13 protein-coding genes are annotated in these 13,560 nt (G+C 38.5%); 5 read left to right on the top strand and 8 right to left on the bottom strand.

Features of this window, described 5'->3' with window-relative positions; genetic code table 11:
- The coding region (locus tag RLO81_RS04025; RefSeq protein WP_502880429.1) for a TerC family protein at nt 1-425 on the top strand (425 nt) is incomplete at its 5' end.
- Here the strand turns inward: RLO81_RS04025 and RLO81_RS04030 are convergent.
- The 3 genes from RLO81_RS04030 to RLO81_RS04040 are packed head-to-tail and all read right to left on the bottom strand — an operon-like array spanning nt 400 to nt 3,339.
- Entirely contained in the window at nt 400-1,677 is a 1,278-nt protein-coding gene (locus tag RLO81_RS04030) for a hypothetical protein (protein ID WP_350107581.1), read from the bottom strand. The two genes, RLO81_RS04025 and RLO81_RS04030, sit on opposite strands and share 26 nt — an antisense overlap.
- Nucleotides 1,678-1,719: 42 nt before the next feature.
- A complete protein-coding gene (gene ilvE, locus RLO81_RS04035) occupies nt 1,720-2,616 on the bottom strand; it encodes a branched-chain-amino-acid transaminase (protein ID WP_350107584.1) in 897 nt (298 codons plus the stop codon).
- Nucleotides 2,617-2,622: 6 nt separating this feature from the next.
- Entirely contained in the window at nt 2,623-3,339 is a 717-nt protein-coding gene (locus RLO81_RS04040) for a sulfotransferase-like domain-containing protein (protein WP_350107587.1), read from the bottom strand.
- Nucleotides 3,340-3,393: 54 nt separating this feature from the next.
- Between RLO81_RS04040 and RLO81_RS04045 the strand changes: the two genes are divergently transcribed.
- Entirely contained in the window at nt 3,394-4,401 is a 1,008-nt protein-coding gene (locus RLO81_RS04045; RefSeq protein ID WP_350107590.1) for a potassium channel family protein, read from the top strand.
- Here RLO81_RS04045 and purE read toward each other — a convergent pair.
- Nucleotides 4,385-4,918: a 5-(carboxyamino)imidazole ribonucleotide mutase gene (gene purE, locus RLO81_RS04050; RefSeq protein ID WP_350107593.1), complete on the bottom strand. Its 534-nt coding sequence runs from the start codon at nt 4,916-4,918 to the stop codon at nt 4,385-4,387. The genes RLO81_RS04045 and purE overlap by 17 nt on opposite strands.
- 4 nt (nt 4,919-4,922) lie before the next feature.
- Nucleotides 4,923-6,062 carry a 5-(carboxyamino)imidazole ribonucleotide synthase gene (locus RLO81_RS04055; RefSeq protein ID WP_350107595.1) on the bottom strand — a complete coding sequence of 380 codons (1,140 nt, stop codon included), beginning with the start codon at nt 6,060-6,062 and terminating at the stop codon, nt 4,923-4,925.
- Between the two features lie 184 nt (nt 6,063-6,246).
- Between RLO81_RS04055 and deoD the strand changes: the two genes are divergently transcribed.
- A complete protein-coding gene (gene deoD, locus RLO81_RS04060) occupies nt 6,247-6,948 on the top strand; it encodes a purine-nucleoside phosphorylase (protein WP_350107598.1) in 702 nt (233 codons plus the stop codon).
- Between the two features lie 5 nt (nt 6,949-6,953).
- On the opposite strand, the gene RLO81_RS04065 is transcribed toward deoD, so the two are convergent.
- Nucleotides 6,954-8,891 carry a peptidylprolyl isomerase gene (locus RLO81_RS04065; protein ID WP_350107601.1) on the bottom strand — a complete coding sequence of 646 codons (1,938 nt, stop codon included), beginning with the start codon at nt 8,889-8,891 and terminating at the stop codon, nt 6,954-6,956.
- Nucleotides 8,892-8,931: 40 nt separating this feature from the next.
- The gene (locus tag RLO81_RS04070) at nt 8,932-10,263 is read right to left on the bottom strand and encodes a pyridoxal phosphate-dependent decarboxylase family protein (RefSeq protein ID WP_350107604.1); all 1,332 of its coding nucleotides are present in this window, start codon (nt 10,261-10,263) and stop codon (nt 8,932-8,934) included.
- Nucleotides 10,264-10,366: 103 nt separating this feature from the next.
- On the opposite strand from RLO81_RS04070, the gene RLO81_RS04075 reads away from it, so the two are divergent.
- Both RLO81_RS04075 and RLO81_RS04080 read left to right on the top strand, forming a co-directional pair.
- Complete coding sequence (locus RLO81_RS04075; protein WP_350107607.1) at nt 10,367-10,933, top strand: hypothetical protein; 567 nt, start codon at nt 10,367-10,369, stop codon at nt 10,931-10,933.
- Nucleotides 10,930-11,712: a hypothetical protein gene (locus RLO81_RS04080; protein ID WP_350107609.1), complete on the top strand. Its 783-nt coding sequence runs from the start codon at nt 10,930-10,932 to the stop codon at nt 11,710-11,712. Before RLO81_RS04075 ends, RLO81_RS04080 begins: the two co-directional genes overlap by 4 nt.
- Here the strand turns inward: RLO81_RS04080 and RLO81_RS04085 are convergent.
- Nucleotides 11,709-13,505, bottom strand: a complete 1,797-nt coding sequence (locus RLO81_RS04085) for a MutS-related protein (RefSeq protein WP_350107612.1) — start codon at nt 13,503-13,505, stop codon at nt 11,709-11,711. The two genes, RLO81_RS04080 and RLO81_RS04085, sit on opposite strands and share 4 nt — an antisense overlap.
- Nucleotides 13,506-13,560: the final 55 nt, after the last annotated feature.

The raw sequence follows: 13,560 nt of genomic DNA on the forward strand, positions 1-13,560 counted from the left end.
TTACTCCACTTTTCCTCGTCATTATTCTTATCGAAACAACCGATTTAATATTTGCTGTGGATTCTATACCAGCAGCCTTCGCGATTACTCAAAATGAATTTTTGATTTATACCTCTAACATTTTTGCTGTTCTTGGATTACGGGCAAAATTCTTCCTTTTAGCGGGTATCATTGACAAGTTCTATCTTTTACAAAAAGGACTTTCTTTTGTATTGATATTTATTGGAGCTAAAATGTTATTGGAGATTGTTCATGTGGAGGTGCCTATATCTCTTAGTTTCTTAGTAATCATTGTTGTTTTGGCAGGCTCTATTATAATGTCACTCATTATTCCTCAGAAGAATAAACACGAGGAAGAAGATTCTGACTTAACGGATAATAAAGGAGATTCTAATATCATTAATCCTGAGAAAGAACCCTCGTAATTGTTTCTTTAGGGATAACCCTTAGCAAGGTTTCGTAACTCAAAAACTCATCAGGCAGCATTACTACCCTAAAGTTTGGTATGCTTTGAAGTATATTTAAAAACCTTGTTTTGATTAATTCTTTATCCTCATCACCCAGCTCGTTTGTGCTGCCTTTTTTAATGGCTGCTAAAAGCGTGTAATCTTCAGCTACCATATTTTCTATTTTTGACAAATGTGCTACTGACATCTTAACCAATCGATCGATGTACTCTTCACTTACCGCTTTATAGTTAATCTTACTTTGTAACTTGTCCAATTGTGTCCAGTTTTGAAGTAAAAAACCCTCGACAGCAATTAAGCTTACCTCAAACTCATCGCCACCAAATCCTAACGACTTGCTAAACGACTCAAGGAAATCCCGTTCTGTCTGTTCTACTTTTTTGTCGGACCAAATTGTTAATGCAGCAAGCTCTAAAAAGAACTTTCGAATTAACCAAGGGTCAGATTCCTGAATAGGTATTTCCTGAATACCCATTCCATGCTCGAAATATTCTTGTGCTACCCGCCTCTTTTCGGCAGGAAGGTGGGTAGTAGTGAGGAAATGTTCAAACAAACTGCGCTCTTCTTCCTCAATTTGATCATTAGCATGTGCAGCTGCGGCAATTACTTTCACGGAAGTAAAACTCAATTCCTCTTTTTCACTTTTAAAAAACTCAAGTAAAATATTATCTGGGTTGGTATGGGTCCATTGTCCGAAAATGTAGATATCCAGGAAAAGCTGACTACGACTGAAAAATGATGACCAAAAGTTAGAGGCCTTAGTTCCTGTTAAGGATACACGTTTTTCAATAGCTCGTTCAGCCATCTCATGGATAGTCTTCTTTTTGCCTAACCATGTTTTACTACTTAAAGCGATTTCAGGATAAACGCCTTTGTAGAATTCAGTGATGCTTGTAAGAGAATTTTCAATGAGCTGACGAAACCCCTCTTCCGTTTCTACTGTATTATCTGAATACAACTCCGCAATATTGAGTAAGCTGTCAACGAGTAGAACTTTGGTTTTTTCATTGTCAGTCCATTTGGGCTCATTTTCAAGACCAAAAAGCCCTACAGGGTAGCCATACATAATTCCAGTGGGCTGAATGATGCCATAAAAGGATTGATCAGGATGTTTCCCTTTGTGAATCTTCTTATATTCTGAAGACTTCGAAAAATTTGCCAATTTGAAGTCAATAAATTGACTCAACCAACCTGATTTAGATGGATTCATTGCGATAATTTACAAGAAATAGTTAACAATAAGAACAGTTTGTTATGGTATTGTTACGGCTTCTTGTTTAACAAGCTCACTATAAAGACCTTGAATTTTAGTTGTCAGAGTGCCCTTTTTGCTGTCAATTTTTCTGCCATCAATTTCTAAAACAGGAGTAATTTCTCCCATCGTACCAGTAACAAATACTTCGTCTGCCGAATACATTTCAGAAATTGAAATTCTCTTTTCTTTAACAGGCAGGTTGTTTTCTTCACCAATCCTTAAAATATTACCACGCGTAATGCCCGGCAGGCAGCTATCAGCAAAAGGTGTATAGGCCACGCCATTCTTTACAATAAAAATGTTTGTTGCGTTTGTTTCTGAAACAAAGCCCTCTATGTCTAACATTACCGCATCTTCTACACCGGCTAAATTCGCCTCAATTTTGGCGAGTATATTATTAATCAGGTTATTATGATGGATTTTCGAGTCGACACATTGAGGAGGGTTTCTTCGAATTGACGATGTAATTAGCCGAATGCCTTCATTATCATATACAGGCTTTTTCCATTCGGCAAGAACAATTAAAGTGGGGCCATATTGATTAAAATGAGGGCTCATTCCAGAAGTTACTTTTTTGCCTCTGGTTAATGTCAGACGAATGTGGCACTCATCGTACATATTGTTTGCCTTGAGGGTCTTGAATATTTCATTTTTTATTTCCTCTTTAGATGGAACTGTATCAAAGGCCATAGCTTTAGCAGAAGCCTGCATTCGGTCAAGATGTTCCTCCAACATAAACACCTTTCTATTATAAATTCTAAGACCTTCCCAAACGGCATCCCCTCCTTGAACGACACTATCAAATACTGATACCTTGGCTTCATCTCTAGGATATAACTCACCATTAATATTCACTAAAATGTTTTCGTTTCGGCTGTCGGGTAATTTTATCATTATCTATTAAATTTTAAAACTATGTTTCGAAAGATGTTCATAAAATGGATTACACTCTTCTAGTAGTGGAATTAAATGCTCTGGAAATGGATCGTTTTTCTTAATATATGGAGTAAAACCAACAGACTTATGAACATTTTGATACCAATATTTAGCCCACACACCGTCATAGGGTTTTGAACCAGAATTCCAGTGTAACATTTTTTCTGTAAAATCTATATTTACTGCTTCACATACCTTCCTTAGTATTTTTTTATTATCCAAGAGTAAATCTTGTGAGTCAATGACAATTGGAGCTTTTCCTTTATTCCATAAATAATTAAACATTTCTGATTGTTGCTGCAGCCCTGTATCTCTAAGAATAGGTCTTGGTATTTGACGAACCAGGGAAGGTAACATTTCTTTAGGGTTGCGAATGAGAAAAATATTATCAAACCCTTCAAGTTGTTTATTTGAAAACCCAAGCCAATGATGGCACATGTTCTTTAAAAAAAGAATAGTAGTATTTTGTGCTTTTTCTCTAACAACTTCTAAAACTTTATTGCCGTCATTTTCCATTTTCGACAATACGGTCTCTTTGCCCGGGTGATCTGCCTGTGTCGTTTTCAGATAATGAGCATATAAAGGCTCATCAATAACTGTTGTATCCTCTCGCTGAGCGAAAGAATACATAAAAGCAGTAGAAACATTTCTAGGGCCAGACCAGAGTGAGATTATTTTCATTTAATCCTAAACTATTAAAATTGCAGACTAATTACAATATGAATAACTTCAACCATGCCGCGCGTTTTAAAACGAATTGTTTATGCCACGCTATTATTTCTCATTAGCTTGTCTATCGGAGCTATCGGGTATATGTTTCTAGAGGATTTTGCTCCACTGGATGCCATATATATGGCCGTTATAACCTTTTCAACTGTTGGCTATAACGAGGTTAACTCCCTGAGCAATTCAGGAAAGATTTTTACGATTGTATTCATCATAGTAAATCTGGGTATATTCGCTTATACTGTTTCAGTTTTGTCTTCTTTCTTGTTTGAAGGTGAATTAAGAAAAGTATTCAAACATTTAAAATCAAATAGAGGGTTGAGTAAGCTAAGAAATCATGTCATAGTCTGTGGCTTTGGGAAAAACGGGAGTAAAGCGTGTGAAGAATTGCTCAAAGATAGAAAAGACTTCGTAGTGGTAGAGGCAGATGCCGAGGTTATTCGTTCATTTCCTGATGATAAACGCTATCATTTTATTAATGGAAATGCTACACTCGATGAAGTACTTTTGGAAGCAGGGATAGAAAATGCCTCTACCATAATTACCTCTTTGCCGGAAGACTCTGACAATGTTTTTATAACCCTTACGGCAAGAGAGCTAAACCCACAAGTGAAAATAATTGCAAAAGCTACTGAGCAAAGCTCAGAAAAGAAGCTTTACAGGGCGGGCGCCTCACATGTAGTAATGCCAGATCGTTTAGGAGGTATACATATGGCTAATTTGATTACTAAGCCGTATGTGATCGAATTTTTAGAACTGATTAATGGAGTTGATGAAAGTAAACTTGTACTGGAAGAAGTAAACCATGAGAGTTTAAAAGAAGATTATAAAAACAAGACACTAAGGGAACTTGATATCAGAAACAAAACTGGGGCAACAATTATAGCATTTAAAGATGATGCACTAGGCTTTGTTTTTAATCCGCATTCTGAAAAACTCGTTGAGAAAGGAGATGTGCTTATTGTACTTGGCAAACCGGAAACATTAGCAAAGTTTAAATCTACTTTTCTGAACTAAAGCCAATCTTACTACCTCTCCAGCCTTTGGCCTCTATCTTTTTTACTTTATCTAACACTTTATCTTTTAGCCCGTCTTTATATTTTGATAAATTTTTGGCAATCTTCTCATCAAAAGCACCGATAATTTCTGCCGCTAAAATTCCTGCATTTTTGGCTCCATCTAACGCAACTGTAGCCACAGGAATGCCACCAGGCATTTGTAGTATAGAAAGCACAGAATCCCAACCATCAATGGAGTTTCTTGACTTTACCGGTACGCCAATTACAGGAAGCGTAGTTATTGAGGCAACCATACCGGGTAAATGTGCCGCCCCACCTGCTCCCGCTATGATAATTTTAAGGCCTTTCTCTCTAGCAGATTTTGCATAGTCGTACATTCGTTCAGGGGTACGGTGTGCAGATACAATGGTGAGGTCATACTCAACGCCTAATTCTTCAAGAACTTCTGCTGCTTCTTTCATTACTGGTAGGTCTGAATCGCTACCCATGATTATTCCAACTAGTGCTTTTGCCATTATATTATGCTTTTACTTTTAATGTCTGTTTAACGTATTCTACAGTTTCTTTTAGCTCTGATATATTTTCACCTCTAAGTGTAACATGCCCCATTTTTCTAAAGGGCTTTGTTAATTTCTTCCCATAGAGGTGAACATGAACTCCCTTTTTACTCATTACCTGTTCAAGGCCCTCATAAAGTGCTAATCCTGTGTACCCTTCTTCACCAAGCAAGTTTACCATAGCGGAAGGTAGTATGTTATCCGTATTGCCTAATGGCAAGTTGAATATGGAGCGTAAATGTTGCTCATACTGTGAAGTGAAATTAGCTTCAATTGTTTGATGACCACTATTGTGAGGTCTTGGGGCTACTTCATTCACCAGCACTTGTCCGTCTTTGGTCACAAACATTTCAACGGCTAACAGCCCAACCATACCTAACTTTTGAATAACCTCTTTTGCAATTCTCTGTGCCTCTTTTTCAATTGATTCGCCAATATTGGCGGGAGAAAACAAGTATTCGACCATATTCGCCACGGGGTGGAAAATCATCTCTACGGCTGGGAATGTAGTAATTTCGCCACCCTCACTTCTGGCAACTATTACTGATAACTCTGTTTCAAAATCTATTAATTTTTCTAAAAGCCCGGGAGCATCAAAGGCCATTTCAAGATCATCCACCTTTCTGATCATCTGAACACCACGCCCATCATACCCTTCTTTGCCCAACTTGTTTACTGCCGGTAAAAATGATGCATGTTTGACTGTGTCTTGCTTATTTTCAACAAGAATGAAATCAGCAGTTGGGATATTGTTTGTAGCGTAAAACTCCTTCTGAACCCGCTTATCTTTAATCAAATTAATCACCCGGGGTTGCGGAAAAACTTTAACGCCTTCATCTGCTAGCTTTTGTAATGCCTCTGTATTTACATTTTCAATTTCAATACTCACCACATCGCAGTCTTTACCAAAATTATACACGGTCTCGAAATCTGTCAGCTTTCCTATTTCAAACTCACCCACTATATCTTTACAAGGCGCATTTTCATCAGGATCCAAAATTTTTATATCAATATTGAAATCTAGAGCCGACTGCACCAGCATGCGCCCTAACTGCCCGCCACCTAATATTCCCAGCTTTTGTTCTTGAATACTTTTACCCATTCGGATTGTTAATCATGCCCATTTACTAGTGGCAAAGATAATATAAACTATTGTGCAATATGTTTAAAAGCCAATGCAATCAGCATCAAGGATGAATTTAGATGATAATTGTCAGATCGTACCCTAATTTCTAGCAAGAAATCTTATCGTTGAAAGACTCAAGTTTGAGCAAACAATCGTTATTATGAGTATTCATATTGGAGCCAAACAAGGAGAAATAGCGGATACAGTGTTGGTTTGTGGCGATCCTCTGAGGGCTGAACATATTGCTGAATCTTACCTAAAAGATGCATTTTGTTATTCTAACGTTCGAAACATGTTGGGATTCACTGGACGCTATAACGGCAAAAGAATATCTGTGCAAGGTACTGGAATGGGTCAGCCCTCTCTAGCTATTTACCTTCATGAATTAACTCACGAATATGGTGTAAAAACCATTATTAGAGTAGGTACTTGTGGTGCCTTAAATCAAGAAATTGAACTAGGTGATATTATCGTGGCGCAAGGGGCATCAACAGATTCGAATATGAACAGGCTTATTTTTTCTGGATTAGATTTTGCTCCCCTTCCGGATTATGGTTTGATGACTGCGGCAATACAAGAAGCCGAAAAGCAAAATATTAAAGTAAGGATAGGGTATTTGTTTAGTACCGATTACTTCTATTTTAAAGATGATCCAAAAAGGTGGGAACTATGGATAAATCATGGTATGCTGTGCGCTGAAATGGAATCTTCACTTCTGTTTACGATGGCCGCGGCAGCAGGTGTTAGGTCTTGCAGCATACTAACTGTTAGTGATAATATTATCTTGGGGAAGGCATGTTCAACAGAAGAAAGGGAGTCTTCTTTTAACGATATGATGAGAATAGCGTTGAATATTTGCTAAGCAGCTTATTTGATATCTATCTGAGTTATTTTATCACCAATTTCAATGGCATGGACTACTTCCATACCATCAACAACCTTTGCAAAAATCGTGTAGCCACCATCCAAATGTGGTGTTGGAGAGTGAGTTATAAACCATTGTGTGCCTTCGGTATCTTTCCCTGAAGACGCCATGCCTAAGGTACCTTCTTCGTATCTTAAGTTGGCTAATTCTGATCGGATGGAGTAGTTTTCAGAGCCAAACCCATCGCCTCGGGCACAACCCCCTTGTATTACAAAGTTTGGAACCACCCGGTGAAAATTTTTGCCATTGTAATAACCAGCCTGCGCCAGCTTAACAAAATTTGAAACCGAACCAGGAGCATCTTCAACATATAATTCAACCGTAATTTTTCCTTTCTCTGTTGTAATTTCAGCCTGTGACTTTTTGTCGATGGTTTTCACTAACTCCCAGTTGATAGGGTTATTATATTCTTTCTTTAAAGGCGATGCCTCATTACCTTCAAAATAAGCGATGGCATTATTTAGGCTTGACATGGCCTCTGAATCTTTTGGAAGCGAAAGGCTTTTCTTAGCAATAAAAAGGAAGTCGAGGGTACCATACACCTCTTTGAAGTTTAAGTTGGGCATGGAAATTACGTTGGAGGCAATGCTTATTTGAGCAACATCTTTACTCAAAATAGCTTCTCTAAATACTTCAGCAAAAGATGCTTCTAATTCTTTAGGGAAGTCTTCCGACATTCTCATTTGAGCAAGTACTGAAATAGCTGAGGTTGTTATAGCCGGATGCTTTCCTGAGAATAGTTTAGTGATTACAAATTCATTCCCAATAATCGTATGGCCAATTGCACTTAGTAGCTCAGCTTTGTAATATGGATTCTTAGTCTTTGAATATTCAGCCTTAATTTGTTCTAAAACAGGCTGTTTTTCCTCAACTGATTCCAGCAATGCACCGAGTAATACGCTTTTTACACGCCAGTTTTTGGCGCTTTCCACAGCTTCATACAATTGCTCGGTAATTTCACTTTCCGACTTTGAGTGCAAGTTCATGGCTGCAGTAATTCGAACGTTGAGATCTTCATCTTGAAGTGCTTCGAAATACATTTCTCGTGTATCTCCGGGCTTAAAAGAAGCCATCGCCCTTAACGCATTTACTCTGACCCTATAATCAGAGTCATCCATTATATTTTTTAGTGCCGATAAAGAAGCCGGCTCAATAGCGTTTCTTAAAGCTAATGCACAAGCCATCCGCACATTTGGTGATACATCAGTAAGGGAAGCCCGTTGAATAAATGCAGTTCTGCCTTTTAAATTTAAATTGCTAGATCGATATAAAAAGTGTGAAGCGCCTAATCTTGTGAGATATGAATTACTGCTGTCAAGCAATGAAAGCGCAATGTCTACAGATATACCATCATGTACATTTCTAATCCCAGCCCTGTAAAGACCCCAAGCTAACCCTTCTTTATCTTCCTGTGTTTTTAAGGGCCAATATTGCAATAGAGTTAACGAGTCTTGTGTGATTACCTTGCCCAGTGATTCCAATAATTCTTTTCTAACATACACACTATCTTCTGTCTCAAGGGCCACTACAATTGGTTCAATGGCAGAGGAATCACCAATTTGACCTAGGGAATAGGCAGCCGCTTTTCTCACTTTCGCTGAGCTATCTTGCAATGTATAGGCAAGAGGATTAATAGCTGCTGCATCCTGTATGGAACCAAAACCAAGCGCAGCTTCATATCGGTAAGTTTCATTGGCATGTCTCAAATAGCTAAGCAATGAATCACCCTTTCGCTGATCGATTAGTTCATGCATTTTGATCAAACCATCATCAACAAATTTATTGGGAGGCAACGTACTTACTTGTTCAACTTGAGACTGGCACGAGGCAATAATTAATATGGTGGCCAGCAATGGAAGGGTTTGCCAAATCTTATGCATGCTAAATAGTTTGATCGCTAATATACTGGTTATTCTTAAATCAGGGCATTGAGGATTGAATGACTCGCCAAATCTCATCTACCCAATCTAAATGCTCGAATTTCATGAGACAGCTGCGTAAGCAGGTTACATATTCCTGATCTTTTTTAACATCGTTCCAAACTTCAGATAATAGAGTTGTTGGAATTTTGATAAGCGCCAGATGCACATCGGCTGCTGCAGCCTTCTCAAAAATAGAGGTTGATGCTTTACTTATCTCACTTAATGATTTGCCTGTTGGAGCCCAAACAACAATATCAAGCTCAGGTTCCATTACTAATTGAAAACGATTATCAGACTTAATTAATGCGCTTAGTTTTCGAGCCGCTTTGATGCAACTCTCTAGTCCAGCACTAAACTTACCGTTTTTCTCCAATGGAAACAACTGCATAGTAGCCCATAAAGCAACGGCTGCTGCTCCGGGGCGTGAGCACTCCAGGCTAATTTCGCCTAAATGTAGCTCTGCCGAGCTGAAATAGGTGTAAGGCGAATCGTGTTTATAATGTGCCCCCATTTTAGGATCTTTAAACAAAATACATCCGCAACCATAAGGCTGAAGTCCGTGTTTATGGGGGTCGATTACAATGCTATCTGCCTGATGAATTAAGCTATATTGCTGAGCTCCATAATCATTAAGATTATTGGCTAATCCAAAATAGCCACCGTAAGCGGAGTCGATATGAATCCTGAAATCATATTTCTTTTGAAGCTCTAAAATTTCTGACAGCGGATCTATTGAGCCTGTTCCAGTGGTTCCGAGAGTTACCACCACTGTACCCACATCGTTACTAGTTAAAACTTGTTCAAGAGCCTGAGCGCTCATCCGCCCTAATTGATCCGTTCGTATGCTTTGGTATTTAATTCCTAAAACATCTGAAATTCGCTGATGAGTATAATGCGCCATATTGGATGCAACCACCATTTTATCAGGATGTTCTTTTTTTGCAACCCAAAGAGCCTCCATATTGGCCATTGTTCCACCACCAGTAAGGTGACCTAGATGTACTGTCCAACCAAACATTTCAGCAATCTTAGCCACAGCTTCTTTCTCCATTTGAGAGCTGGCCCTGCCACCATCTAAGGCATGGTTGTTTGGGTTAAAATACATAGCCAGCATATAAGCCAGTCTGGATACAGGATGAGGAGGCTTGAGCATTTGACCGGCATAATTAGTGTCGAAATAGGGATAATTATCCATCATTCTATCAGCTACTTCATTAAGAATAACAGAGACTTCTTCCAAATCTGTTTCAACTGTAAATGAGTGTTGAAAATCATTTTGAAGTCGATCAATAACTTCATTTAGTATGCTGAATTCGCTTTCTATTGCCATTTTACTAACGTAATAATTATAGTTAATTACAAATAAATGGAAGGCCGTTATTCTTTTTGGCCTGATGTTTGGTTACTTCACATTGAACTAAACATTTAAAGTTATGAAACCTTTAGCTTCAATACTCGCACTTGGTTTATTGTTATCATTCAGTTCATGTTTCATTGGTGGCGATGAAGGACCGATTGGGCCTCAAGGTCCACGAGGCCCACAAGGTGCTGACGGCCTTGATGGTGAAGAGGCATACGTCTTTGAGTACGAGAATGTATCATTTACCGGGCCGGATTATCAAGTATTTTTACCCTATTCGGATGATTTTGAAGCACTCATTTCGGACGTAACTCTTGTTTATTTTTTATGGGATGTGGATACAGATGGAAATGAAATTTGGAGAGCGCTACCACAAACTGTAATTACAGAAAATGGTCTTTTACAGTATAATTTTGACTGGACTACCTTAGATGTAAAATTGTTTCTGGATGCAGATTATGAACTTGACTTATTGACGGCTATGGACACTGATAACTGGTTTGTGAGGCTGGTAGTTGTTCCTGGTCAGTTTTGGAGCGGAGGAAGAAAGGCTCATCCTTCATATGAAGAAGTGAAAGAAAGATATGGTATCGAGGATAGTAAAATTTCAGGAAACGTAATGAAAAGACGGTCACTGTGATAAAAGAACTAACTACACTTCCAGTACTATTATTTTTGATGAAGGCCAGCTTCGCTCAGGTTTCTGATGTGAAGGACTGGTCTTCACTCACTTTAGAGAAAAATGAAACACTGGCTTATGCCTATGACTCACTTTTGTTGGAGAGCCTTGTCATGAAAGAAGGAAGTGAAATTCGGTTTTTAAATGATGTTTACGTTCAAGTAGAAAACGCTTTTCTGGGCAAGAATACTAAGTTTAATCTCAATGGAGAAAATGGTGTTAACGGGAAAAGAGGCCGAGGATTAACATTGCATGGAACGAGTGGTGAAGCGGGCAAGCGGGGTAGAGACATAACTTTTGTTGTGAAATTTGAGCAATTGGAATCTTTTACTATTGAAACAAATGGAGGCAATGGAGGTGACGGAGGCGATGGGAAGACACCAGGAAGAAACCCGGCCTTTGGAATGAAAGGAGATAATGGAGGTGATGGTGGAAGGGCTGGTTTTGGTGCCAATGCAGGTAACATTAAACTGTATTATGATTCGCCAAATTTCTTACCTCTTTTTAATGGCGAAGGAGAACACTCCATTTACTTAATAAGTAAAGGTGGTCAATGTGGTAAGGCAGGTAGGCCGGGCAATGGAGGCCGAGGTGGAGAAGAACAGGTAACGATAGACCCGAACACAGGTAGAGTTTTAAGCAGGATACCAGAAGGCCCAAAAGGAGAACCGGGTAATACAGACAGGTACTGCCAAAGTGGGAGAGATGGTGAAATTGTAATAAAAAAGAATAGCTCCTAGTGATCCGGATGGATTTCTATACCAATTTTTTCCATTAGTTTACTTGCATTAAAGCTGTGACAAATGCCTTTTTCTAACTTGTAAGGAAAGATAATTTCGTCATTCTCAATAATGCTGTTGAAGCTATAATTGCTAATATTTTTATGCTTTACGGCCATTTCACCAAGTGCTAAGTCGTGCGTAGAAATTAGTCCGAAACTGTTGGTTTTAGATAGTTGCAATGCCAAGGATTTGGCACCGATGTGCCTGTCTTGAGAATTAGTACCCTTCAAGATTTCATCCAACATATAAAGTACAGGGGTAGGCTTAGATACTAATTGTAAAAGCATTTGAATACGTTGGAGCTCGGCATAAAAGGAAGAAACATGTTCTTCCAGATTGTCCTGGGTTCGCATACTTGTAAATACCTGAACAAATGAAAATGCTAGTTCTTTGGCACAAACAACAGAACCCATCTGAGCTAGTACTAAATTCACGCCCAGGGTTCTTAAAAATGTGCTTTTACCAGACATATTAGAGCCTGTGATGATTGAAACACTTCCTTTTTCTTTTAACTCATAATTGTTCGTAATTCGTTCATCTGAAGCTATGAGCGGATGCCCGAGTTCTTTGGCTTCAATAAAGAAGTCTTTATCAGCAATGGTTGGCCACACAAAATGTGGTTTGGCAAATCTGAAGCCTGCTAAGCTACACAATGCTTCGAGCTCTGAAATGCTATCAAACCAGTTGGCAACATCTGCCTGATTTTTAGCTTTCCACTTTTCTGATCGCATGATAATGTGCAAATCATACAGAAGCACCAAATCTATAATCATGTAAAAGAAATTACTTCGTGCGTTTAGCTGATCTAATATTTTATAAAGCGCATTAATACTTTGTGATGCCTTATCATCTCCATGGTCGATTGATCCTTTTATAACGTGTAGTTTGGCGGACTGAAAGGCCGAGTTTTCAACCTGCTTGATAAGCAGACTATAAGCTCCCAAGACCCCAATATGTTGGGCTACGGAATCAGTTAGGTCTTTTACTCTGGCTTGAAACCTATTTAATATAATGCCATTGGCGAGACCTATTAATGCCGTAGCAAACCAAGGCCAGTCAGTAAAAATAGTAAGCAGAATAGAGGTAATAGTTATAACGGGTACCACAAAAGCCACCATTTTATAAACATTCGATAAACCATTCGAAGATTTAATCCAGGAAAGAAGTTCATTGGAATTGTCCTGTTGCATTTCATAATGCAAACCATTTGCCTGAAAATGCTGGCGCCAATCAATTTTTTCACTTAGTTCTTCAATGGCCGTTTGCCTATCAAGTACAGTTTGTTTGTCAGATTTATTGAGCAACCAGGAGGCAAGTAAATCTTTGCCTCCTTTGGTGGAGGTTCTGTTGAGTAGCTGAAATACTGAATTGGACCCGAATATATCTAAGTCATTCGCATAAGGATGTTTGTTATTCAGATATTCTGAACCGGTATCTTGCGATTTTAGATTTCCATTAAGGATGTGAAGCTCACTCTCATTTATTGATTGTAGTAATTTGGCATGCTCGCGCCTAAACTTAATTCTTTGATGTGCTTTAACGATGAGCCCAAAAACAAAAGGGAAAAGAATTACAGTAATACCCAATTCTAGTGGTAATTTATAGTTGGCAAATACAACAAACAGGATAAGGAAAGCCAGAAAAATCAAAACCCTAATGGTGGCTATGAAGTTATAGCGGGCATTTAGCGATTTATACTCAGCACTAAATTTTTTGATGCGCTCTTGAAATATAGTTGCAGGATTATGCATGAACAATAGGTTTAAAACTCAAGAGTATAACAAATTAAGAAAATCTTACAGCCTT

It is taken from the genome of Fulvivirga sp. (assembly GCF_040220315.1).
In the GTDB taxonomy this organism is placed as follows: domain Bacteria; phylum Bacteroidota; class Bacteroidia; order Cytophagales; family Cyclobacteriaceae; genus Fulvivirga.